Origin of the sequence: Inquilinus limosus (genome assembly GCF_002195995.1) — a bacterium.
Lineage (GTDB): Bacteria > Pseudomonadota > Alphaproteobacteria > DSM-16000 > Inquilinaceae > Inquilinus > Inquilinus limosus_C.
Map to the genome: position 1 here is coordinate 1 of NZ_NHON01000204.1, position 2357 is coordinate 2357.

At 71.3% G+C, this 2357-nt stretch carries 3 protein-coding genes; all 3 read left to right on the forward strand.

The window, feature by feature from the left end; genetic code table 11:
• Nucleotides 1-196 precede the first annotated feature (196 nt).
• The 3 genes from BWR60_RS35895 (at nt 197) to BWR60_RS35905 (ending at nt 2197) form a co-directional block, all read left to right on the forward strand.
• Complete coding sequence (locus BWR60_RS35895; RefSeq protein WP_088158125.1) at nt 197-448, forward strand: exodeoxyribonuclease VII small subunit; 252 nt, start codon at nt 197-199, stop codon at nt 446-448.
• Between the two features lie 33 nt (nt 449-481).
• Nucleotides 482-1351, forward strand: coding sequence for a polyprenyl synthetase family protein (locus tag BWR60_RS35900; protein ID WP_088158127.1), 870 nt, complete (start codon nt 482-484; stop codon nt 1349-1351).
• Nucleotides 1352-1450: 99 nt separating this feature from the next.
• A complete protein-coding gene (locus BWR60_RS35905; protein WP_088158129.1) occupies nt 1451-2197 on the forward strand; it encodes a tetratricopeptide repeat protein in 747 nt (248 codons plus the stop codon).
• Nucleotides 2198-2357 lie beyond the last annotated feature (160 nt).

Consider the following 2357-nt stretch of genomic DNA (forward strand, 5'->3'; position numbering starts at 1 on the left):
GGCCGATGCCGCCGCGGCCGAGGACGTCGCCGCGGCGGTCGCCGCGGCGGCCCGCCCCGGCGACCCGCCCGGCCGCGTGCTGATCTGCGGTTCGCTGTACCTCGCCGGCCGGGTGCTTGCCGAGAACGGCTGACCTCCGGTTGCCTCTTTTTGCCGCCACGCCTATTGTCGCCGCCCGAATGAGAACGGACAGCCCATGGCCGATCGACCGATCCCCGCCGACATCGCGGGCCTGAGCTTCGAGGACGCCCTCGCCGAGCTGGAGACCATCGTCCGCCAGCTCGAGGCCGGGCAGGGCAAGCTCGACGACAACATATCGGCCTATGAGCGCGGCGCCTTGCTTCGCGCCCATTGCGAGGCCAAGCTGCGCGAGGCGCAGGCGCGGGTCGAGACGATCTCGCGCGCCGCCGACGGCACCGTCACCGCCAAACCCGCGACTTTCGATTGAGGCCGTGTCTTGTCGATTGATCTGAGCAAAGCCATGGCCGAAACGGGCGCGCAGGTGGAGCGCGTCCTGGACCGCGTCCTGCCCAAGCCGCAGCCGGGCGAGCCGCCGCTGGCCGAGGCCATCCGCTACGCCTCGCTGGGCGGCGGCAAGCGGCTGCGCCCGTTCCTGGTGGTGTCGTCCGCGCGGCTGTTCGGCGTGGCCGAGAGCTGCGCCCTGCGCGTCGGCGCGGCGGTGGAGATGATCCATTGCTACTCGCTGGTGCATGACGACCTGCCGGCGATGGACAATGACGATCTGCGCCGCGGCAAGCCGACCACGCACAAGGCCTATGACGAGGCCACGGCGATCCTGGCCGGCGACGCGCTGCTGACCCAGGCCTTCGAGGTGCTGGCCGACAGCGAGACCCATGCCGACCCGAAGGTCCGCATCGCCCTGGTCACCGCCCTGGCCCGCGCGTCCGGTTCCGCCGGCATGGTCGGCGGCCAGGCGCTGGACATGCAGGCCGAGCAGACGCCGCTGACCGAGATCGGCGCCATCACCCGGCTGCAGCGGCTGAAGACCGGCGCGCTGTTCGAGTTCTCCTGCGAGGCCGGGGCGATCCTCGGCAAGGTCGAGGATTCGCGGCGCGGTGCGCTGCAGGCCTATGCCCATGACATGGGCCTGGCCTTCCAGATCGCCGACGACCTGCTCGACGTCCGCGGCCGGGCCGAGGACATCGGCAAGACCCCGGGCAAGGACCAGGCGGCCGGCAAGGCCACCTTCGTCTCGATCCTCGGGCTGGAGCGCGCCGAATCCCAGGCCCGGATGCTGGCCGACCAGGCCTGCCGCCATCTCGACGTGTTCGGCGACCGGGCCGAGGCGCTGCGGGCGGTGGCCCGCTTCGTGGTCGAGCGCAAGGCCTGAGGCGACAGGACTGCCGTCCCGTTTCGTTGCGTTGACGGTTCCCTCGAATTTCGGATAACTCCTCGGGGATTCGAGGGGCGGGGTTCGAGGGGGCCGGCCATGCCGTATCTCGGCGTTCTGATCTATGCCTGCCAGCTCGGCTTCCTGGTGCATGCGCTGCGCACCGGGCGGTCGAACATCTGGTTCTACATCCTGCTGTTCGCGCCGGGGCTGGGCATCGCCGCCTATGTGCTGGTGGAGCTGCTGCCGGAATGGCTGAACCTGCGGCCGGTGCGTGACGCCCGGAAGCAGCTGGTCGATTCGGTCGACCCGGAGCGGCGGCTGCGCGCTTTGCACCAGGCGCATGAGGACCTGCCGACCACCGCCAACAAGGTGCCGCTGGCCGAGGAGCTGCTGCATCTCGGCCGGCCGGCCGACGCGCTGCCGCTGCTGGAGGAGTCGATGGTCGGGCTGCATGCCGACGACCCGACCTTCGGCCGGCTGCGGGCCGAGGCCCTGTTGATGCTGGGCCGGCCGGAAGACGCGATCGACGTGCTGGACGAGGTGGCCGGGACCAACCCCGAGGCCGCGGATTCGAAGCGCCGCCTGGTGCGTGCCCGGGCGCTGTGCATGATGGGCCGCCATGATGACGGCATCGTGCTGCTGCGCCAGCTGCTGCCGGTCTTCGCCGGCGAGGAGGTCCGCGCCTGGCTGGCCCGGGCCGAGGCCGAGCGCGGCGACCACGCGGCGGCCGAGACGCTGTGGCGCGAGATCCTGACCCGCGCCGGCAAGTCGACCCGCAGCTACCGCGCCATCAACAAGGCCTGGATCGACGAGGCGAAAGCGGGGTTGGGGCAGGTGGCGTGAGACCCGGCGCCGGTTTGGGCTGAGAGGCCGCACCCCCTCACCCGAAATCGCTGCGCGATTTCGACCTCTCCCCAAGGAGAGGTGCAACGGGGCATGGCTCAGTCTGCCCTCTCCTCGGGGAGAGGGAGGGGCCCGCGCGCGAAGCGCGTGGGAGGGTGAG

Bases quoted from the DNA above. Each gene is read 5' to 3' on its own strand.
- BWR60_RS35905 (WP_088158129.1), top strand. From the start codon at position 1,451: ATGCCGTATCTCGGCGTTCTGATCTATGCCTGCCAGCTCGGCTTCCTG.
- BWR60_RS35900 (WP_088158127.1), top strand. From the start codon at position 482: ATGGCCGAAACGGGCGCGCAGGTGGAGCGCGTCCTGGACCGCGTCCTG.
- BWR60_RS35895 (WP_088158125.1), top strand. From the start codon at position 197: ATGGCCGATCGACCGATCCCCGCCGACATCGCGGGCCTGAGCTTCGAG.